General features: G+C 62.0%; 17 protein-coding genes. 7 read left to right on the forward strand and 10 right to left on the reverse strand.

Annotated features, from left to right (window positions below):
• Nucleotides 1-2: 2 nt before the first annotated feature.
• Nucleotides 3-1,019: a DUF2804 domain-containing protein gene (locus tag R4P64_RS25045; protein WP_317823133.1), complete on the forward strand. Its 1,017-nt coding sequence runs from the start codon at nucleotides 3-5 to the stop codon at nucleotides 1,017-1,019.
• A 9-nt stretch (nucleotides 1,020-1,028) separates the two neighbouring features.
• Here the strand turns inward: R4P64_RS25045 and R4P64_RS25050 are convergent, their stop codons facing one another.
• The 8 genes from R4P64_RS25050 to R4P64_RS25085 form a co-directional block, all read right to left on the reverse strand.
• Nucleotides 1,029-2,651, reverse strand: coding sequence for an amidohydrolase (locus tag R4P64_RS25050; RefSeq protein ID WP_317823134.1), 1,623 nt, complete (start codon nucleotides 2,649-2,651; stop codon nucleotides 1,029-1,031).
• Between the two features lie 8 nt (nucleotides 2,652-2,659).
• Nucleotides 2,660-4,834, reverse strand: coding sequence for an AAA family ATPase (locus R4P64_RS25055; protein ID WP_141484864.1), 2,175 nt, complete (start codon nucleotides 4,832-4,834; stop codon nucleotides 2,660-2,662).
• Nucleotides 4,835-4,855: 21 nt separating this feature from the next.
• Nucleotides 4,856-5,692: a CDP-alcohol phosphatidyltransferase family protein gene (locus R4P64_RS25060; RefSeq protein ID WP_033235794.1), complete on the reverse strand. Its 837-nt coding sequence runs from the start codon at nucleotides 5,690-5,692 to the stop codon at nucleotides 4,856-4,858.
• A 56-nt stretch (nucleotides 5,693-5,748) separates the two neighbouring features.
• The gene (locus tag R4P64_RS25065; RefSeq protein WP_317823135.1) at nucleotides 5,749-6,462 is read right to left on the reverse strand and encodes a phosphatidylserine decarboxylase; all 714 of its coding nucleotides are present in this window, start codon (nucleotides 6,460-6,462) and stop codon (nucleotides 5,749-5,751) included.
• An 87-nt stretch (nucleotides 6,463-6,549) separates the two neighbouring features.
• Nucleotides 6,550-7,059 carry a hypothetical protein gene (locus tag R4P64_RS25070; RefSeq protein ID WP_317823137.1) on the reverse strand — a complete coding sequence of 170 codons (510 nt, stop codon included), beginning with the start codon at nucleotides 7,057-7,059 and terminating at the stop codon, nucleotides 6,550-6,552.
• A 14-nt stretch (nucleotides 7,060-7,073) separates the two neighbouring features.
• On the reverse strand, nucleotides 7,074-8,096 hold the full coding sequence (locus R4P64_RS25075; RefSeq protein ID WP_317823138.1) for a MerR family DNA-binding transcriptional regulator: 1,023 nt from the start codon (nucleotides 8,094-8,096) through the stop codon (nucleotides 7,074-7,076).
• A complete protein-coding gene (locus R4P64_RS25080) occupies nucleotides 8,086-8,532 on the reverse strand; it encodes a hypothetical protein (RefSeq protein WP_317823139.1) in 447 nt (148 codons plus the stop codon). The genes R4P64_RS25075 and R4P64_RS25080 overlap by 11 nt, the downstream gene beginning before the upstream one ends.
• 35 nt (nucleotides 8,533-8,567) lie before the next feature.
• Nucleotides 8,568-9,035, reverse strand: a complete 468-nt coding sequence (locus R4P64_RS25085) for an SRPBCC family protein (protein WP_095886778.1) — start codon at nucleotides 9,033-9,035, stop codon at nucleotides 8,568-8,570.
• 159 nt (nucleotides 9,036-9,194) lie between these two features.
• Here R4P64_RS25085 and R4P64_RS25090 point away from each other — a divergent pair, with 159 nt between their 5' ends.
• Nucleotides 9,195-10,625, forward strand: coding sequence for an amino acid permease (locus tag R4P64_RS25090; RefSeq protein WP_371851293.1), 1,431 nt, complete (start codon nucleotides 9,195-9,197; stop codon nucleotides 10,623-10,625).
• Here R4P64_RS25090 and R4P64_RS25095 read toward each other — a convergent pair.
• Together R4P64_RS25095 and R4P64_RS25100 are read right to left on the reverse strand one after the other, a co-directional pair.
• Nucleotides 10,591-11,844 carry an NAD(P)/FAD-dependent oxidoreductase gene (locus R4P64_RS25095; RefSeq protein WP_045063993.1) on the reverse strand — a complete coding sequence of 418 codons (1,254 nt, stop codon included), beginning with the start codon at nucleotides 11,842-11,844 and terminating at the stop codon, nucleotides 10,591-10,593. The two genes, R4P64_RS25090 and R4P64_RS25095, sit on opposite strands and share 35 nt — an antisense overlap.
• A gap of 141 nt (nucleotides 11,845-11,985) precedes the next feature.
• A complete protein-coding gene (locus R4P64_RS25100) occupies nucleotides 11,986-13,131 on the reverse strand; it encodes a helix-turn-helix domain-containing protein (protein WP_317823140.1) in 1,146 nt (381 codons plus the stop codon).
• A 72-nt stretch (nucleotides 13,132-13,203) separates the two neighbouring features.
• Between R4P64_RS25100 and R4P64_RS25105 the strand changes: the two genes are divergently transcribed.
• From R4P64_RS25105 to R4P64_RS25125, 5 genes are all read left to right on the forward strand, one after another.
• On the forward strand, nucleotides 13,204-13,989 hold the full coding sequence (locus tag R4P64_RS25105; RefSeq protein ID WP_045063991.1) for an HAD-IIA family hydrolase: 786 nt from the start codon (nucleotides 13,204-13,206) through the stop codon (nucleotides 13,987-13,989).
• An 80-nt stretch (nucleotides 13,990-14,069) separates the two neighbouring features.
• Nucleotides 14,070-14,627, forward strand: a complete 558-nt coding sequence (locus tag R4P64_RS25110) for a DUF6764 family protein (protein ID WP_080711786.1) — start codon at nucleotides 14,070-14,072, stop codon at nucleotides 14,625-14,627.
• A 245-nt stretch (nucleotides 14,628-14,872) separates the two neighbouring features.
• Nucleotides 14,873-16,495, forward strand: a complete 1,623-nt coding sequence (gene groL / locus R4P64_RS25115) for a chaperonin GroEL (RefSeq protein WP_033235579.1) — start codon at nucleotides 14,873-14,875, stop codon at nucleotides 16,493-16,495.
• A gap of 1,073 nt (nucleotides 16,496-17,568) precedes the next feature.
• The gene (locus R4P64_RS25120; RefSeq protein WP_317823142.1) at nucleotides 17,569-18,048 is read left to right on the forward strand and encodes a hypothetical protein; all 480 of its coding nucleotides are present in this window, start codon (nucleotides 17,569-17,571) and stop codon (nucleotides 18,046-18,048) included.
• Between the two features lie 802 nt (nucleotides 18,049-18,850).
• Complete coding sequence (locus tag R4P64_RS25125) at nucleotides 18,851-20,311, forward strand: wax ester/triacylglycerol synthase domain-containing protein (protein WP_317823143.1); 1,461 nt, start codon at nucleotides 18,851-18,853, stop codon at nucleotides 20,309-20,311.
• The last annotated feature ends 49 nt before the right edge of the window (nucleotides 20,312-20,360 follow it).

Genomic DNA, 20,360 nt, shown 5'->3' on the forward strand with positions numbered 1-20,360 from the left:
CTATGCAGAACGTGATGTCGCCAGGCCCGCTTCTCGATGCGCGTGGGCACCTCGTAGAGGCGGGCTGGGCGCCGTCGGAGGTCAGGACTTATCAGCGGTCGGCAGTCAAGGCGCCGAAGTTCCGGCTCAAGGAGTGGGACTACTACTGCGTGCTCACACCGGAATACGGGATTGCGCTGACCGTCGCGGACAACGGCTACATGGGATTGCTCGGGGTGTCGTGGCTGGATTTCACCACTCCGAGTGAGGTCACGGAAAACGTGATGCTCCCCTTCCCGATGGGCAAACTTGGGTTGCCTTCCAGTGCCGATTCCGGCGACGTCGTTGTGTCGAAAGGTAAGGCGCGCTTCGAGTTCAGGCATGTCGACGGTGGTCGTCGCCTGATCGTGGACTACCCGGCATTCGACCATGGCAAGGGATTGCACGCCGATCTGTTTCTCGAAAGCCCCGCCGATGACCGCATCGCGATCGCCACACCCTTTCCGAAAGCTCCGCGGTCGTTCTACTACAACCAGAAAGTCAACTGCCTGCCCGCTACCGGAACCGTTCGGGTCGGATCGCAGCAGTTCGCGTTTGCTCCGGAAGATGCCTTCGGAGTGCTGGATTGGGGCCGCGGAGTCTGGACCTACGACAACACTTGGTACTGGGGCTCGGCATCGGGATTGGTGAACGGCGAGCGCTTCGGCTTCAACATCGGTTACGGATTCGGAGACACCACAGCGGCCAGCGAGAACATCGTCTTCGTGAACGGTGTTGCGCACAAACTGGATCGCCTGGCGTTCGAGATTCCACGAACCTACGACGGTGCGCCGTGGAACTTCACGAGCAACGACGGCCGGTTCGAGATGAAGTTCGAGCCCATCATCGATCGCGCCGCGAAATTCGACGTGGGTGTCCTGCGGTCCATTCAGCACCAGGTGTTCGGCAGGTTCACCGGCACGGTTGGTCTCGACGACGGCACATCGGTGGAAGTTCGCGACCTCCTCGGGTTTGCGGAGGAAGTTCGGAACCGCTGGTAGGGGTGCTGGCTAGCCGGCGGTGTTCAGGTCTCCGTACACCGTTCGCCCCTCGAGGACGGTGGCGCGCACCTCGATGTCGGCCAAATCGGTGGGCGCCACATCGAAGGGATTGGCCGACAGCACAACAAGATCCGCGTAGGCGCCCGGGAAGATTGCGCCGATGCTCTCCTCGCTGAAGAGCTGCCATGCGGCGTTGACGGTATGAGCGCGCAGCGCAGCGTCGACGGGGATACGTTCCTCCGGCGCACGCACCTGGCCACTCGGCGAGAGTCGGGTGACCGCGTCCTGCATGTTCCGCAGCGGGTTGGCCGGGGTGACCGGGCCGTCGTTGTGGAATGTGAAGCGCTGCCCGGCGGCAAGGGCAGAACCTGCTGCCGCCCATGCTCCGCCGTGCTCGGGGCCGAACAGATCGTCGACCAACACGTCGCCCCAGTAGTGCAGGTGATCGATGAAGATGCTGACGGTGACGCCCAGTTCAGCGGCCCGGCGGAACTGATCTGCGCGCATCGCGCCGACATGTTCGAGGCGCAAGCGGTGATCGGACCGCGGAAACTCCTGCAGCAGTTGCTCCCACGCGTCGAGAACCATCGTGATTGCGTTGTCGCCGTGGGCGTGGCACGCGATCTGCCACCCTTGCTCGAAGTAGGCTGCGCTGATGTCGTGGATCTGCTCACCGGTGTAGTTGGCATGACCGTGGGTGCAGGCGATGCCGAGTCCGCGAGTGGCGGCTGTGTCGAGGTACGGGAAACTGGTCGCGACGTTGCCGACCCACGGTGAACCGTCCGACCACACTTTGATGCCGATCTGCTTGACCAGATCATCGCCCTCGCCGGGGGTGGCGTCCGTGGCGCGTTCCGGTGTCGACATTTCGTAGAGGCGGAACCTGGTGGTGAGCCCGCCCGCGTCGGCAATTGCCTTCAATGCCGGGCGCATTCGTGGGTCGAACGACATTTCGGCGACGGTGGTGATGCCGGCCGCATTGAGCCGGGCGCACTCGGCGGCCAACAGTTGGGGGTAGTCGCTCCCGATGGTCATCGCGTGGCCGGCAACGGCAAACACGGCCGGTGTCTCGTACGCCGCGCCGTCGAGTTCGCCCGAGGAATCGTGGCCGTACGATCCGCCGATCGGATCAGGGGTGTCGCGGGTGGACCCGGCCTGCGCTGCTGCTGCGGAGTTGAAGTATGCGACGTGGCCGGAGTTGTGCATGATCACGAGCGGGTGGTCCGGTGCGATCATGTCGAGCCACTCGAGCGAGGGCTCGGGTAAACCCGTCTGCAGCAGAGGATCCCAACCGTTGAGCGATGCACCGGCCGCGCCGCGTGCTGCAACGGTGTCGATGACCGTGGCAACAACGGTATCTGCGTCGGCGATCGTGACGGGGCGGATGTCGACCACTGCCGGGCCGAGCACGATCGCCTCTTCGAGTGGGTGCCCGTGCGGTTCGATGAATCCGGGGAGCACGCAGGCAGTTCCGACGTCCACCACCCGCGTACCTTCGCCGATGAGCGAGTCGATCTCGGTCCGCTCGCCGACTGCCGTGATCCGGCCACCGGTCACGGCCAGAGCGTTCGCGCGCGGAGCGTCCTCGTGCATCGTGACGATGTCGCCGTACAGAACCAGATCAGCATCCATGACAGTCCTCATCGGTTGTCGGCGTATGCCTGCAGGTGGGCTACCTGCTCGGGATCGAGTGACGGGCGGACCTTGTCGCGCGCGGTGGCAACATCGGCGGCGGTCACGTCGGCGGCGTCCATGCTGCGGCGCATGGCTGCCAGGGCGGCTTCGCGTAACAGAGCTGAGCAGTCGGCTGCCGAGTAACCTTCCAGATCGACTGCCAGCGCGTCGAGGTCGACATCTTCCGCCAGCGGCACAGACTTTCCTGACGCCTTGAGAATTGCCTTGCGCGCGTCCGCATCCGGCGGCGGAACAAATACAAGGCGTTCCAATCTGCCTGGACGCAGCAGTGCCGGGTCGATCAGATCAGGGCGGTTGGTGGCGCCCAACACCACGACGTCACGCAGCGGCTCGACGCCGTCCATCTCCGTCAGCAGGGCTGCGACGACGCGATCCGACACCCCGGAGTCCGAGCTCTGCCCGCGTCGCGGTGCGAGGGCGTCGATTTCGTCGAGGAAGATCAGCGAGGGTGCGGAATCGCGGGCGCGCTGGAACAATTCGCGCACCGCTTTTTCGGATGCGCCCACCCACTTGTCCATCAGCTCGGCGCCCTTGACGGCGTGCACGCTCAGGTGGCCCGAGCTGGCAAGGGCGCGAACAAGATACGTCTTACCGCAGCCGGGAGGGCCGTAGAGGAGGACGCCGCGGGGCGGGTCGACGCCAAGGCGGGCAAAGGAATCGGGGTGCTGCAGTGGCCAGAGCACAGCCTCGGTGAGCGCCTGCTTGGTTTCGACCATGTCGCCGACGTCGTCGAGAGTGACGCTGCCGATGGACAGTTCTTCGGTACTGGACCGGGACAGTGGCCGAATCACCTCGAGCGCTCCGACGAGGTCGTCCTGCGTGATCTCCGGCGCTTCGGCAGATTTGGACGCTCTGGTCGCGGCTCGCAGCGCGGCTTCGCGGCACAACGCGGCGAGGTCGGCAACCACAAAGCCGGGGGCGCGGGAGGCGATGGCGTCGAGTTCGAGTGTGCCGGTGGGAACTCTGCGGAGCAACAGTTCGAGGAGTGCCTTGCGGGTAGCACCGTCGGGCAGGCTCAGGGAGAGTTCACGGTCGCACAGATCTTGACCGCGCAGGCGGGCGTCGACGGCTTCGGGGTGCGCGGACGTGGCGACAAACGCGATGCCGGGGGTGGCGACGGCGCTGCGCAGCTGTTCGAGGATGAGCGCGGAGACGGGTTCGGGTGTGGCGGGCAGTAATGCGTCGATATCGGTGATCAGGAGAACCCCACCGCCGCGCACACCGGCTACGGCGTCGACGATGCGCTGGAGTCGGGTATTCGCTTCGGTTGCACCGACTCCGGGGCCGTCGAGTTCCACCAGCTTTCGCGCCGAGAGAACTGATCGGGCGAGTGTGGCTTTTCCGACGCCTGCCGGTCCGGTGATCAGAACACCGAGGTGCGGGGAGGCGCCGAGTGTGCGCAGCAGTTCCGGTTCGTCGAGCGCCAGGCCGAGCCACTCGGTGAGTTTGGCGGCCTGTGCCTGTGCGCCCACGAGGTGGTCGAGGGGAACGGCAGGGGTGGGCTCGGCAGGGACAGACACAGTGGCACTGGAAACAACACGGGCAACGCCGGCGGGACTGGCTGTTCCCCAGTCCACCGCCGAGTTCGGCTGCACACTCACCGGCCCACCGGCCGGGTCGACGCCGGTGACGGTGAGCAGTTCCGACGTCCAGGCGACACCGAAGGTGCGGGAAAGAGCTTGAGTGGCTTCGGAAGTGCTGGTGCCCGGGCCCAAGTCGCGGGGGAGAAGCGAGACGGTATCGCCGACGCTCACCACCTTGCCGAGCAGGGCTTGGCGCAGGACGGTGGGGCTGATCGAGCGGGTTGCCATGGTGGAACCGGTAACGGAGACGGATCGTGCTCCGTACACCGTCACCGGACCCACCACGACGGACGAGTTCTCGGTGAGCCCCACGTTGGACATCGTGACGTCGTCCAACAAGATCGTGCCCGCCGGTGTGCCGGTGGGGGCCCGCCCCGCCACGGCAGCGGTTCCGCGTGCGCCCATCAAGGCGATGGCATCCCACTCGCGGATACCCAACGCTGCCAAGGCTTCGGGATGCAGGCGCACGACACCGCGTCGTAAATCTGCTGCGGAGGTGTTGAGTCGGACAGTCAGGGCGAGTTCCGGCGAAGTCACTCCCCGAGACTACGTCCTGAGCTAGCGAGGCCGACGCAAGCCGAGGCGCACCATCGAGCGTCGTCCACCCGCTGTGGGTTGACGACGGATCGCCCGGCGCTCCGACGGCTTGATGTCCCACGTTTCCGGCCGCGCCGCCACCCAGCGCTTGGAGCGGACGGCAAAGGGAATGTGAACCAGGTAGATCGCAATGAGAACGATCAACAGCACGTACGGGAAGGTGATCAGTGCGGCCGCGGTCAAGGCCACGAGGACCAGCAGCGCGGCAGCCATGTGCGGCGGCACGGATACCGATTTCATGGCCAGGGTCGGGATGCGGCTGACGATCAGAGCTGCCGAGAACAACATCCAGATGACTACAACTACCTGCGACGACCACCACCCGTCACCCCATTGGATGGTTGCAGCCAGGGGGGTGAGGGCGATCAGGGCGCCTGCGGGCGCTGGCACTCCGACAAAGTACTCGCGGGCATATGCGGGGACGTCGTCTTCGTCGAGCAGGGTATTGAACCGGGCCAGGCGCAACACGATGCTGACGGCGTAGACCAACGCGATGATCCAGCCGAAGTTGGTGTCGTCCAACAACGTCACGTACAGGACCAATGCCGGGGCAACGCCGAACGAGATGGCATCGGACAGCGAATCGAGCTCGGCACCGATCTTGCTGGTCGCGTCGAGAAGGCGGGCGATCCGGCCGTCGAGTGAATCGAGGACCGCCGCAGCACCGACCATCGCGAGCGAGATGCCAGGCTCTCCGTCGAGTGCGAACTTGACGGCGGACAGGCCCGCACACAGAGCGAGGATGGTGATGACGGACGGCAACAGCCGCACGGCTTGGGTGCGTTTTGGCACCTTCATGGCCGGGCTGGTTGTCACCACCGGTCTCTTCACGGCTGGCTTCATTCTCGGTGTCTTCACGGCAGTTGCGCGATGACGGTTTCAGCGCCAATTGTGCGCTGACCTGGTTCGACCAGCAAGGTCGTTCCGGCCGGGAAGTACGTGTCGACGCGCGATCCGAAGCGGATCAGACCGTAGGTGTCACCGATGGGAAGGGCATCGCCGACACCGGCGTAGCAGACGATACGACGCGCGAGCAGACCGGCGATCTGTACGACGGCAACGTCGTGTCCGGTCGCGGTCTCGATGAGCATGCTGTTGCGCTCGTTGACCTCGCTGGCGTCGGCCAGGTCTGCGGAGAGGAACTTGCCCGGCTGGTGAACAACAGTCTTGACGGTGCCTCCGACGGGAGCGCGCTGGACGTGTACGTCCAGAACCGACAGGAAGATGCTCACGCGGGGTCGAGGTTCGCTGCCGAGGTTCAGTTCGGCTGGCGGGACGGCATTGTCGACCAGTGCGACCTCGCCGTCGGCCGGGGCCACGACGACGCCGATGCGGTTGGGCGGTACCCGGTGCGGGTGACGGAAGAAGGTGGCGCAGGCAGCTGCGGACACAAGGCCGGCTCGACGCACCCACTTACGGTTGCGACCCAGGGCTGCAACACCCAGCGGAGCGAGCACAAACGGAAGACCGGCGGGATGAAGCGGCGGAATCGCATGCCGAACCAGATCGACGATATGTCCGATTCCGGTGGGTTGCGGGGTTCCGGGGGGTGTGGGTCGGCGTGCCACAGGCTCCTCTAACTACTCGGTCGGTGTACTGCTGGCCGCACAGACACTACGGGGCGTCGTGCATCACTAGATTACGTGAGGCATCCGTTACTGCGGCATCTGTTGTTGCGGCACCCGGTATCGTCCGCCCCAGATCATGTAGGCGCAGTAGCCGAGCACACCGACCAGATAGAGAACGGTCGGGGCGACGAGGAGCCAGGTATCGACGGAACCATCCGTCGACGTGCCCGCGACCGCTGCGATCCAGGCAAGTAACAGCGCGGTGGCAGCGCCGAGCCATTCGAGGTCTTCGGAAATTCTTCGATCGAACTCGGCGCGATTGACCGGGTCCGTCCAGTATCGATGGTTCGCGATGCTGATAGCGTGCCCAGGAACACGGGGGATCAGGAACCTCGCTGACCCGAACGCGAGAGTGAGACCGAGACAGATTCCGCCGATCGGACCGAGGAACGACCACTTCGAATCCCACCGGGTTACCGCACCGGACGCGTCGAAGTGACCGGGAATCTCGTCACCTGCCGTTGCTGCCACCCACGTCCAGGCGATCGCAAACGCGCCGAACGCGAGCCACAAGACTGTCCGCGACTTTGCCTTCATCGAGGGCAACTCTATTACGTGTGCGCAGCCTGTAGCGGCATCAAGTACGAGAAGTACCCGGCGTAGTCGGTGGTGCGGATAGCAAGAGGCAGTGCCGCGCCGCTCGCCCGAATCACCAGTGCCCGACCGGGTTGCGCTGCCGCGGCCTCGCGAAGTCGCTGCCGATCGACCAGCACTCGGAACCTCTCTGCGGGAACCACGTCAGCCGGATCGATCCGAGCGCTTCCGTTGCCGTCGACGCTCACGATCGCTGTTTCCGTGGCGCCGTTGAGCAGAGCCGCCAGTTGGTCGCCTCTCAGTTCGGTTGCGCCACGGTCTTCGCGCAGGATGCGATGGTCCGGAAATTCACCGTCCTCGATGAGCGGGCTCGACACCGATCCGCCGGGATACGACGCGGTCACCGATCGGGTGGCGAAGGTGAGCGTCACGACTCCGGCGATGTCTCGCATCCTTCGCGCAAAGGCGAGCGGAATGACTGCCGAGACGGTCAAATTGGATCGCACGCTCACTTCTGCGACCGCTAGCCGGTACCGATCAGTGGTGACAAACGCCGCGACGCCGTCGTGAATGTCGATATGTACTCCGCGAAGGATCGGGAACTCCGAATCGGCGTCCACGGCAAACAGCACGGCGTCGAGTGCGCGTCGTACATCCCAGGAATCGAGGGGGACGCCGGTTGCGGTCGGCCGTGAATCGATGAGCCGATGGATTCGATCGAGTTCGGCGCGGGCGTCGGCGAGCCCGTCTTCGAGATTGCGCAAGTGCGCGTCCAATCGGGAGTGTGGGTCCGGCCCGGTCAGGACGGCTGTCATTTCCCGAACCGGGACACCGACGCGCCGCATGCCCGCGATCAGGCGAGCATCGCGGAGTTGGTCGTCGGTGTACCAGCGATAACCGGTGTGAGGGTCGACGGAGTGCGGAACCAGCACGCCTTCCTTGTCGTAGAAGCGCAGCGCACTGATCGGTAGCGCCGACGCCCTTGCCATCTCGCCGATTGTCAGGAGCGCAGGGGTCAGGAGCGCTGGGCTAGTGGTCACGATCGAATTCTGCCCGCAATCGCGCGATGGCGCCCCGAATCATCCGGCCGTATCCGTCGTCGGTCAGTGTTCCGGCCGCGTCTTCGGCCTTGGTCAGATGCTCGTGAGCTTCGGCGACTCGACCGAGTTTGTTGTAGTCGGCGGCCAGGTTGAGATGCAACGACGGGTAGAAGCCGGCAACCTGCAGCGTCGAATGATGTTCTCGAGCTCGGGTATCGGTCAGTGAATCAGCCGCCTGGAGCGCGCGTAGATCCCAGCGGAGTTCGTCGGCGGGATCGTCCTGAACGTCGGCCATGTAGTGCGCGAGGGTGACAACGTGCAGCGGATCAGTGCCGACGTCGCGCCACACGTTTTCGAACGCAGAGCGAGCCCCGGCCCGATCGCCGGAGCTCGCCAATTCTTGTGCCTGCATTATTCGGTTCATCACGGGATCCATGAAAGGAGATCCTGAAGTCTCGACCTGGTTGAGGGTCAAGCGGGAACGCTGGCTGCTTCCGCTTCCTTCTTCACACGCTCGAGAGTCGCGTTCATGCCCTTGACGAGTTCGACCTCGAAGCTGTCGTTGCCACCGAAGACCGTCTTGACCAGGAACTGCGAGACCTGGGACGTTCCGGTGGGAGCTTCGCGACGCTCGGTCAGCTTGGTTCCGGTTTCGGTCGCTTCGATGTTGTACGACCATATGGTTCGGTTCTCGGCGATACGGAACGCGACGGACTTGTTGGGCTCGAACCGAACAACCTTCGCTGTTGTCGGCCAGACGAGAAGGCCCTTGCGGTTGATGTTCAGGGTCTTGGCACCCTCACGGACGGTTCCGCCGATGACCTTCATCTTCTTGCACTGGGGGCTCCATTCGCCCATCCGCTGCAGGTCGGCGACGATGGCCCACACATCCTGCGGGGATGCATTGATGTCGATGCTGGCTTCGAGGGTGTTGGACAATGGTTTCTCCAGTCAATTTGATGATACGGCGAGTTACAAACACTTTTGCCGACGGTACGCGATACGTCAATACCCGATGTGCCTCAGGTCACCTTACGGCCAGGTCGCAGGGGTGGGCGGGAGGCTGGCGGCCGGTAGCGGACAATAGACGGCGCACGCATGCCTGCCATCCGACTGGAGTACCGAGTGAACACCGACGCCTTGCCCGACGAACGGGCCGGACTCAAGAGGGGGCTGACGGCGCGGCACATTCGTTTCATTGCTCTGGGCTCGGCAATCGGAACGGGACTTTTCTACGGCAGTGCCGAAGCGATCAAGCGCGCCGGGCCGTCGGTTCTGCTGGCTTACCTGATCGGTGGCCTCGCGGTGTACCTGGTGCTGCGCGCTCTCGGTGAGATGGCGGTACGCAACCCCGTCTCCGGTTCGTTCAGCGAATACGCCAACCAGCATCTGGGTCCGCTCGCCGGATTCATGACGGGGTGGACGTACACATTCGAGATGGTGATCGTCTGTCTTGCCGACGTCACAGCGTTCGGCCTGTACATGCAGTTCTGGTTCCCGGACGTGCCACGCTGGATCTGGGTTCTGGCCGTCGTCTTCTTCATCGGCGCTCTGAACCTGTTGAGCGTCAAGGTGTTCGGTGAGCTCGAGTTCTGGTTCACGCTCGTCAAGATTACCGCCATCATCGCGATGATCGTGGGTGGCATCGCGATCATCGTGTTCGGATTCGGCGTGCACGACACCGACGCGGGAGTCAGCAACCTGTGGTCGGACGGCGGATTCTTCGCTACGGGAATCGGCGGGTTCCTCGCGTGCTTTGCAATCGTCATGTTTGCGTTCGGCGGCACCGAAATCATCGGAATCACTGCCGGTGAGGCGGAAGACCCGGCGCGGACCATCCGAAAAGCGGTCAACACCGTTCCGGTACGCATCATTCTCTTCTACGTCTGCACCCTCGCAGTCATCATGATCATCATTCCGTGGCAGACCATCACCAGCGACAACAGTCCCTTTGTGCAGATCTTCGAGAACCTCGGATTGGGCACCGCTGCTTCGATACTCAACATCGTGGTCATCACCGCGGCGCTCTCCGCCATCAACAGCGACGTGTTCGGCGCTGGCCGCATGATGTTCGGAATGTCCCACGCCGGTCAAGCACCGCAGGTCATGAAGAAGGTGTCCCGCAACGGAGTTCCGTGGATGACCGTTGTCATCATGACTGTCGCCTTGTTGGTCGGCGTGGTGCTCAACTACCTGATCCCGGACCAGGTTTTCCTCGTGATCGCGTCACTCGCGACCTTCGCCACCATCTTTGTGTGGGTCATGATTCTGCTGTCGCAGTTCCGTTCACGCCGCCAGATGAGTGCCGACGAAACAGCGGCACTGAAGTTTCCAGTGCCGCTGTGGCCGTACGGTCAGATCTTCGCGATCGGTTTCCTGGTGTTTGTCATCATCCTGTTGGGCGTCATTTCCGACACCCGTGTTGCTCTACTGGTGGGCGCCGGATGGCTTGTCCTGCTGGCCGGCGCGTACTACAAATGGGTGAAACCAGCCGTCAGCGCAGCGGATCGAAGTGGCGCATCACAGTAGGCATCGTGCCTGCCGTCATCGACTCCGCCATCATCTTTCCGGTCAACGGACCCAACGCGATTCCCCACATCCCGTGACCACCCGCGACATGGACACGCGGCGACTTCGTAGCACCGATCAACGGCAACCCGTCAGTGGTGCAGGGACGTGATCCGACCCATTCTTCGTCACGCGCAGTCCAGTCGATGCCGCGGAGCATGGGCTTTGCGGCGTCGATGATCGCCTGCACGCGACGCGGATCCAACGGTGCGTCTGGGCTGCGGAATTCCATCATTCCGGCGACTCGGAAGCGGTCGTGCAGCGGCGTGCACGCCACGCGCTGAGTGGGGAAGTACACCGGGTTCTTGGGCAGGTGATCGGGTGTGACGCTGAAGCTGTATCCGCGTCCCGCCTGCACCAGTTTGCGCACACCGAACGGCGCTGCCAGCTTGTTCAAGCGAGCGCCACTGGAAATCACGACGGCATCTGCTGCACGCGAATCACCGTTGGCGGAGCGAACACTCACGCCGTCGGCGCGGTCGTCGATTGACGCCACATCGAAGCCGGTGATGATCTCGGCGCCACGTTCACGGACGGCGTCGGCCAACGAGTTCACAAATTGCGGGGGATCGATGAAACGCTGACCACGCAGCCGGATTCCGGCCTTCACACCGGTGCCGAGGGTTGGCTCGAGCGAGTGGATCGCATCGTGGTCGAGGAGATCGAAGTCGACCTCGCCGCCGGCGGCCTCCACATGACGGAACTCCTCGACCAGGTTCTCGCGATCCTGCTCCGACGCAAACGCCGCGAGGAACGGATCAGCCAAGCGGGTGTGCTCCTTGACGCCACCGTCGGCAAGTTCGTCGAATGCGCCCAGCGCGGTTCGGTTGACCTCCGTGTAGACGGACATCGCTTCCTGCCACTTCGAGGGCGTGCAGTGGCGAGCAAATCCGACCAGGAACCGGATCAGTTTCAGATCGGTTGTCAGCGGAACATACACCGGCGACGACGGACTGAGCATCGCGCGCAGGCCGTACTGAAGGACAGCGGGTTCGGGGAGCGGAAGCGTGAGAGCGGGAGCGAGCCAGCCGGCATTTCCCCAGCTTGCATCAGCGGCGACGCCATCACGATCGACGACGGTGACGTCGACTCCACGTTCCTGGAGGAACCAGGCCGTCGACAATCCGACCATGCCTGCGCCGACCACGACCACACGATCGGGGCTCTGACGAGTTCCCATGACCTGCTCCTTTAGCTCCGTTGACATGCGAGACGCCGGTCACACCGGCTCTGTTTCAAGCATGGGCTGAGGAGTGAGTGAAAGGAGTGGCCGTTCGGCCACAGGTAGAGATCAGGCGTTGTGCATATGCACAACGGGCGTTCAATTCCGCAGTTTGAACTGAAGCATCAGGATCAGTCGAGTGTCCGCGTCGGTCAGGTCAACACCACACATGTCCTTGCAGCGGCGTAGCCGATTGCGCAGGGTGTTGGGGTGAACGTGCAGTGCTGCGGAAGAATTCGCGACATCACCGCCCTTGTCGAGGAAGGTGCGGGCCGTGGCGACAAGTTCGCTGCCGTGCCGACGGTCGTGCTCGTCCAACGCGCCTAGGGGTGTGGCATCGCCCAGTCCGTCGAAGATGTCGGCGACATGCAATGCCAGTACAGACGCCAAGGTGTCGTTCATTCCCGCGACAATCCCGCCGGACCGGTTGTGCCGCAGCGCGCCCAGAACATGGTCGGCGTCGGCGCGCGATAGATGGCATTCGCTGGCGGATTTCACAGTTCGGCCCACCGCCACGGCAAGTTGTGCGCGTTCGCGGGCGCGACCGAGGAAGTCCTCAAGCAACCGGCGGGTGTTCGCTTCGTCAGCGGAGACAACAAGATACGTCGCGTCGATCAACTGCGCGATCACTGCGTCGACGGCCAGTGTGTCGAGATACAGACCCATCGACGCCGCGACGGTGCTCGGCATGAAACCGGCTGTCGCGCCAACCGCTACGACGGTCAGCGGTCCGCGCAGTCGCAAGTCCTCGGCGGCGCGGAATGCTTGCTCACCGCCGCCGATCAGTGCTTTTACTCGCTCGGTCTGGCGTCGTCTGGTGCTGTTGATCCGGTCCCGCTCGGACGCGATGTGCTCCGCAACCACGGGCACAGCAGCGCGAAGTGTCGATTCCTGGGACGGCGTCGGCTCGCCGGCGAGTGCCACCCAGATAGACCCGACGGCAATGTTGTTCTCTCGCACGGCGATGACAAGCCGGGGAGTGATCGCCGGATCGTCGAGGTTGACGTAGATAGGGTCCGTCTCGCGATGGAGGCGTTCGAAAACACCTGCATTCGAGAGTAGTTCGCGAATTCTGCCGGGTACCTGCCGGCCGAGGATGGTTCCGATCCGAGCCTCGTCCACGGCTTGTTCACCACCGGAGTAGGCAAGGACGGTCGAGTTCTCGTCCTCGATGGTGACGGGGGCTCCGAGTAATTCCGCCAAGGATCCCGCGACGCTGAAGAGATCGTCGTCGCGCAGGTCCATGAGGCTGAGCCTACTGAGCCGGTTCGTTTCTTGTGGTGCGACGCGTAGGGGTTGCAACTATAGGCTGGTGCAATGGCTGACATCGAAGGTGTTCTGTTCGACATCGACGGAGTCCTGCTCACGTCATGGCAGCCCATCGAGGGTGCCGGCGAGGCGGTCCGCGATGTGCGTAGTCGGGGCTTGGCGTGTGGGTTTCTCACCAACACCACCTCCCGCAGTTCGACCCTGATTGCGGAGGGACTGTGTGACGCGGGAATTGCCGTCGAGCCCAGCCAGATTGTCACTGCAGCAAGGCTCACCGCAGAGTACGTGCGCGCCACCTATCCCGAAGCGAAGGCCTGGGTGCTCAACAGCGGCGATGTGTCCAGCGACCTCGAGGGAATCGAACTGGTCGACAAGAACCCGGATGTCGTCATCCTCGGCGGCGCCGGCCCCGAATTCACACACGAGGCACTGAGTCAGGTGCTCGAATATTTGCTCGACGGTGTCCCGGTGGTCGCGATGCACCGCGGAATGATGTGGGAGACAGATACGGGCTTGAAGATCGACACCGGAACGTACCTACCGGGTTTCGAGGAAGTTGCCGGCGTCAATATCGCGGCCGTCGGCAAGCCGTCGCTCACGGGCTTTCTCGCGGCCACCGAATTGATGGACGTCGACGCCGAAGCGACGGTCATGGTGGGAGACGATCTGATCGGTGACATCCTTTCGTCGCAAAGGGTCGGGTTGACCGGAGTTCTGGTGCGTACCGGCAAGTTTCGGCAGGCAGTGCTCGAATTGGCGACGCAACAGCCGGACTATGTCATCGATTCCGTGGCGGATCTACCGGGGTTGTTGGAAACCTTGCTCGAGTCGTGACCTGCAAAGCGTGACGGACGTCATGTGAGCGGGTACTCTCGCGCCCGAATCCATGAACGTGTTCCAAGAAGGAGTTTTCTATGCCCTTGATCTCGTCAGTCTGGTTCCGCCGCTCGTCCTCACGAGTTAACGGAAGTACCAGTAGTCGGTTGGGGGGCCGCCTGGCGAGAACAGGGGCTGTGGTGACTGCGGGGATGGGCTTGGTTGCGGGGCTGGCGCTGGCCGGCGGGGGAGTCGCTTCGGCTGCACCCGTTACGTGTGTGTCGCCGCCGTTGGTCAACGACATCCAGGTATCGGACACCGCGAGCTGTGGCGCACAGGCTGTTGGTGCGGGACGCTCGCAGGCCGGTGCCATGGAGAGCGGAACAGCTGTCAGCGTCTCGGCTGACAACAGCTACACCAACACTTACGCCAACGGTTTCGGAACGGCTCTCGGTGCTTCGCGCGGCAACGGTCAGGCTCACGCCTATGCACTCGGTGGCGGCATCGCCCGTGCCGGTGCGGCCGACGGAAACTTCACCGTTGCCATCGCCGGGTGGGGAGCGGGAGCGACGGCTGACGCCAACGGAGTCAACTGCATGGGCAACTTGTCCTTCGCTGTGAACTTCACCAACGGACAGTTCTGCATCGCCGGCTGAGTCTTGACCTTGCACTCGGCACGCTCGAGTGCTAAAAATGCAATTGGCACTCGCGAGCTGTGAGTGCCAGGTCGAGTCAGTGAGACCGGGATCCATCGACACCCCCGGTCGTCCGTCGCGGGCACTGACTTAAGACCGCAGGCTAGATGGGTGACCTAAGCAAAATTCGGTCGCCCTGTGCCGATGAGGTGACCCGACGAGCGGTCACCTTGTGTGTCACCCCCTATCCGGAGGATCACTTCGCAATGGCAAAGATCATCGCGTTCGACGAAGAGGCACGTCGCGGCCTCGAGCGAGGCCTCAATGCCCTCGCCGACGCTGTCAAGGTGACGTTGGGCCCCAAGGGTCGCAACGTCGTTCTCGAAAAGAAGTGGGGCGCCCCCACGATCACCAACGATGGTGTTTCCATCGCCAAGGAGATCGAACTCGACGACCCGTACGAGAAGATCGGCGCGGAGCTCGTCAAGGAGGTCGCCAAGAAGACTGACGACGTCGCTGGCGACGGCACCACCACCGCCACCGTCCTCGCACAGGCACTGGTCCGCGAAGGCCTGCGTAACGTCGCAGCCGGCGCGAACCCGCTCGGCCTCAAGCGCGGCATCGAGAAGGCTGTCGAGGCTGTCACAGCTCGCCTGCTCGAAACCGCCAAGGAGATCGACACCAAGGAGCAGATCGCTGCTACCGCCGGTATTTCCGCAGGCGACCCGTCCATCGGCGAGCTCATCGCCGAGGCAATGGACAAGGTCGGCAAGGAAGGCGTCATCACGGTCGAGGAGTCCAACACCTTCGGCCTGCAGCTCGAGCTCACCGAGGGCATGCGCTTCGACAAGGGCTACATCTCGGCGTACTTCGCCACCGATGCAGAGCGTCAGGAAGCCGTCCTCGAGGACGTCTACATCCTGCTCGTCAGCTCCAAGATCTCCACGGTCAAGGACCTGCTGCCCCTGCTGGAGAAGGTTATCCAGTCCGGCAAGCCGCTCCTGATCATCGCCGAGGACGTCGAGGGCGAAGCTCTCTCCACCCTCGTCGTCAACAAGATCCGTGGCACCTTCAAGTCTGTTGCCGTCAAGGCTCCCGGCTTCGGTGACCGTCGTAAGGCTCAGCTCGCCGACATCGCCATCCTCACGGGTGGAGAGGTCATCAGCGAAGAGGTCGGACTCTCCTTGGAGACCGCAGGCCTCGAGCTCCTCGGCCAGGCACGCAAGGTTGTCATCACCAAGGACGAGACCACCATCGTCGAAGGTGCCGGCGACGCCGACGCCATCGCAGGTCGCGTCAGCCAGATCCGCGCTGAGATCGAGAACAGCGACTCGGATTACGACCGTGAGAAGCTGCAGGAACGTCTGGCCAAGCTGGCCGGCGGCGTTGCAGTCATCAAGGCCGGCGCTGCAACCGAGGTTGAGCTCAAGGAGCGCAAGCACCGCATCGAAGATGCAGTGCGCAACGCAAAGGCAGCTGTCGAAGAGGGCATCGTCGCCGGTGGCGGCGTAGCACTCATCCAGGCAGCTCCCGCCCTGGACGACCTCAAGCTCGAAGGTGACGAGGCAACCGGCGCGAACATCGTTCGCGTTGCACTGTCCGCTCCGCTCAAGCAGATCGCATTCAACGCAGGCCTCGAGCCCGGCGTTGTTGCGGACAAGGTCTCCAACCTGCCCGCAGGTCACGGCCTCAACGCTGCGACCAACGAGTACGAAGACCTGCTCGCTGCAGGCATCAACGACCCGGTCAAGGTCACCCGCTCGGCACTGCAGAACGCAGCGTCCATCGCGGCTCTGTTCCTGACGACCGAAGCTGTTGTCGCTGACAAGCCGGAGAAGTCTGCTCCCGCAGGCGATCCCACCGGCGGCATGGGCGGCATGGACTTCTGAGTCCATCCCTTAGCTCCTAGAGGCCCGGTCCACCATTTGGTGGGCCGGGCTTTTGCGTGGGCGGGGTCGAGTGCGGGTGTGCCGCAAAATGGAACCCACGTTCACTACAAGATGGCTCGATGTTGCAGACCAAAGCAATTAGCCTGTGGCATCCGAATTGCCTGAGTGATCCCATCCGCCACCCAGCACAAGAACTGGATATTGGCGGAGCCACAGTACAGTCACGACCGCTATTCCTTGTCGGTGACTGCATTGGGCATCTGGATACTGGATCGCAAGCATTGCTCAGTGCGGATAGCGAATGTAGGGCGCGACGGGAAGGTTCCACGGGGCACGGCTGCACCATGGTCGATCGAGCAAACCGATGCGGCCGGCGAAGTGAAAGGCGACGGGCGGAGTGAACCCCTATCCCGACCGATGGGTCCATCCGATAGTTCGATTCGAGAGGGGCGATTCGTAGACTGGACAAAGCCCTGCACATCGCTAGCGACCGTCGACGTATAGACCGCGTGATATTACGAACAAAGCTCGCTGGGTTCGGATCGCAGATCTTCTTACTGTCGAGTAGTTGTCTGCGCGGTGCTGGCAACAGATTTGCGCGACGATTCAGAATAAGTTCGATCTCTTTGCCGAGGCGGGGTATTTCGCGATTAGATCTGGCCCTGAGCTGGCATCAGTTCGGGTACCCGGGCCAATTGCGATGCATGGTTACGGCAAGTCGCACCGAAAGAATCCACTGCTGATCTAGGCTGCCACTTCTCGATGTGCAGGCGAGGGTTCGACTTCTTGTGAACCAAGTCGGTGTAGGTTGATTCTCTAGGCGGAAAGTTTCACGGAGATCTTGCGGCGCATGCTCCCGACGATTCGAAGTGTGCACTGGCGCTAGTACTTTCGGTGGGTGTGTTGGATTGGGGTGCACCTGAGTCCTAGTACTTTCGGTGGATGCGAAGTGGCCTACTCCCGATGTGTCCGGCCCAAACTTGGTGGGATGCTTCATGAGTCGATTTTATGTGCCGAAACATATTGGTAGACAGTCTAAGTAACTGTCCTTGGGGCGAGGCTCGGTGGAGAGTGTGGCTCTGCACGGTTGCTTGAGTACTGCAGGGTGCGGATTTGCATGCTTTCGTTCGGCGACCGCACGGGTGATTTTTCGCAGTTCTGAACACCTGACCAGCGAAAATAGAACAGGTTTCAAAATTGCCGAAAAAACTTTGCCAAAAGTTCGCAAAATCGGACTCGCCTGCATTAGCCTTACCCCAGTCGCAGCCGCAGAAGGGGTAAGCCCGCAGGACTTGTGGCCGAAGCGCCACCGACTTTCCTACGGTGACCTAATTCTGTTGTTGTGTATGCATCAACAGTCCAGGGCAGATGTTCAATATCCAAATGAGCTCTCCAAGATCTACAGAAAGGTGGGAATCGGTATGCTTGTAATGTTTCTCCAGACGGCGGCTACATTGGTTAGTGATTTGATCGGCAATGTATGGTCGGGATCATTCATGCCCGGAGTCGACGGTGTCACGGGTTCGCTGGTTTCATTCATTGAACTCAGCTGATGGAGAATACGAGTTTTTTCCGAACGTTCTTTGACTACAGGAGTGGATGATGGACCTGGGATCGATAGCCGAAATGTTTAAGCCACCGTATGGTGATTTGGTTAAGTCGATAATAGGAATGGTGGCGTTCATGCCGTTCGTGGCATCATTTGACTTCGATTTTCAATGGTGAACTTCAACAATCGTAGCGAGGTGGAGAGATAGTGGATACTGCAAGTTTGATGGGCGTGATCGGGAGTTTTGACGTGGGGTCGCTTACGCCCGTACTGACGAACGTGACCGCAGTGATTCAGGGTGTTTTCTCCGTCATCTCGGCTGCGATCGATGTCGCGGTTAGTGGATCCGTTTCTTCGGCGGGAAGCATCCAAACCGTCCTCGGCTCTGTGGCCGGCCAGTAATAAGGAGAAGAATACAATGTTCGATATATTTCTGGCCTACATTTCTGACTTGGTCAATTTCGGATCGGTTGACCTGGTAGGTACATTTGGGAAGTTCTTTGACACCTTGTCCGCAGATCCCGGAATTTAACGAGAGGATAATCTGATGCTTGAAAAATACATGGTTGGAATGATCTCGTGGTTTTCGGGCGTGCTCGGCCTGGTCTCCACTGGCAGCAAGATGATCAAGGACCCGCCCGCCAAGTAGTCAGGCTGGGGTGGAATGACGACCTCCGTCGATCTACCGCGTGAACTGGTCCTTCCGCCCCAAACTCCTGAGATTCCCGAGGTTCCCATTGACCTCGGGAATTTTCGGTTTCAGAAGCATGAATATATCGCCAGGCACCGCTACGTGAGGAGCGCCCATGAGACTGTCCAACCTTTCGATTGCAAGAGTCATGCAATTGAATCCACGAGACGCCGACTTCATCTACAACGAAGCCGACGGGCATCTGGGACACCTCATCGGCGTGTATTTTTTCGAAACCTCGCAGCACCCGCAAGCGGAATTCTCAGAGGAACAGGCTGTCGAATGGGTGACCGCGCGACTCGGGCACAATCGAATGTTCACGCAACGCATCCAACGCACGCCACTGGGCCTCGAACATCCACATTGGGTGCCCGACCCAGATTTCGATGTCCGTAACCACGTTCGCGTCACCGATATCACGGAGTCCGGCTGGGCCCCGTTGCAGAAGCCGCTCAGCGCATTGTTGACCTCGAGGATGGATCTGACTCGACCGCCATGGGAGTTGCATTTCTTCAACGGAATAGAGGGGCTCGATGATCTGCCTGGTCGGCTGACGGCGGTGGTGCTCAAATCGCATCACAGTGGCGCTGACGGTATTGCCATCAAGATGCTGGGTGAAACCATTTTCTCGGATAGGTTGCGGCCGGCCGAGTTCGAGCCCACAGTGCCGTTCTTGAAGGCACGCATGTTGCTCGAGTCGGCGCTGGGCTTTCCGCAGCAATTACTGCGATTTGCGCGGCATGTCCCCGGTAATCGGGCCGCCGCCAGGGCCGTAGACGCAGCCCAGTCCGCCGGAGAGTGGGTCGAGAGCTATCACGAAACTCCGGCCACTCGTTTCAATGGCAAGGTGAGTGGATCCGGGACTCTGGAGCAGATCACGTTGCCAGGGGCGGAGGTACGGCAGATTAAGGGCGCAGTTCCTGGGGCCACAATCAACGATGTTCTGTTGGCAGTCGTCGGTGGCGCACTGGCGCGCTATCTCACCGAAAAGGGAGAGAAGCACAAGGGTTCCCTGGTCGCGATGGTGCCGCGGTCCATGCGCAAGGTTGAGGAGTGGGAGTCGGCAAATCAGTTGGTCACACTGGCCATCGACATGCACACCGATGTCGAGGATCCGTTGGAACGGGTGGCGCACATTGCGGACTCTGCGCGCTCGGAGAAGACTCGCACTTCTCACCTCGCAGTACGACGTTTGAGTGCCGCAGTGGAGACGGCACCGGCGCCATTGCTGCGGTTGATGGCATATACGCGAGGGAAAAACTCGCACGAACTCAGCCGCCCTCGCTATATGCACACCATGGTGAGCAACATTCCTCTCTCCGTCGAGGGGTTGACCTTGAACGGCGCGCCGGGCGCGGCAGTGCTCGCTAACCAGCCGCCCGTCGACGGCGATGGTTTGCGCCACTTCATGGTCGCCGCATCGGGCGGTGGGCTCACGCTGAATGTCATTGCAGACACGGCCTCAATGCCAGACCTTCATCACTACATCGAGCTGCTGCGAGCGAGTTTCGAGGAACTCAAGGAGTCCGCTGGAATTTCTGCGCTGCGGAACGATTCCGAGGAGTTCGCTTCCTGAGAAACATCATTGAGGTCCGACGGGATATCAATCCACAATCGCTCGAGCT

The organism is Rhodococcus sp. IEGM 1366 (assembly GCF_033142425.1).
GTDB classification, from domain to species: domain Bacteria; phylum Actinomycetota; class Actinomycetes; order Mycobacteriales; family Mycobacteriaceae; genus Rhodococcus_F; species Rhodococcus_F globerula.